This window comes from Bradyrhizobium sp. 197 (assembly GCF_023073375.1).
GTDB lineage: Bacteria > Pseudomonadota > Alphaproteobacteria > Rhizobiales > Xanthobacteraceae > Bradyrhizobium.
This window is the reverse complement of record NZ_JADPJJ010000101.1, coordinates 1-618: the sequence shown is the minus strand read 5'-3', so window position 1 is coordinate 618 and position 618 is coordinate 1. Positions and strand designations below refer to the sequence as shown.

General features: G+C 60.4%; 1 pseudogene. It reads right to left on the bottom strand.

The features are described from left to right. Positions 1-566 (bottom strand): annotated as a pseudogene (locus IVB27_RS24465) (hypothetical protein); the annotation flags it as partial. Positions 567-618 lie beyond the last annotated feature (52 nt).

Sequence of the window (618 nt, the reverse complement as noted above, 5' to 3'; positions counted from 1 at the left end):
CAGTGTTGGTAGGTTCCCTCATGATGGCGCCGCACCGTGGTCAGCCATTCGGATAGCCCGTGCTCGGAAATCCGGTTGGTGATCATGCGGCCGGCCTCCTTGGTGCCGTCGACGTCAATCCGCTCTCCAAGTGTGACTAAAGTGAACAACGATGTGATGGCGTTGGCCGCGGCCTTGACCGCATCATTAGGCTGCGAGATGTCGCATGTCGAACTAGTTGCGCTCCGCGCCGGATCGGACAGCGCGGCCATGAGCTTGATCTGATCGATCTTGCCGGGCAAAACGAGCGTGGCGCCCAGCGCGTAGGCCTGCGAGATGCAAACGCGGGAGGTTTGCTCGATGAGGAAGATCCGCTTGCCGGCCTTGGCGAGACGCGCAGCTCTCGCTTTCAGTGCGGCAATGTTTTCGACAGATCGTAGATCGGCACGGATCACGACGGCGGCAGGCGCATGCGGTAGCTTTGCCTCCACGTCGAGCCGCTCGCCCTCGACAGTGAACTGTCTTTCAAGGACCGAGCAGAGCCCGAAGAGCTTATCGGAAGTATCAGCCAGGACATGTACCAACATGGCAGGCGCCTCTATTTGCCGGGTGCCGGTCTGAATTGGGCCTTGTCGTCAG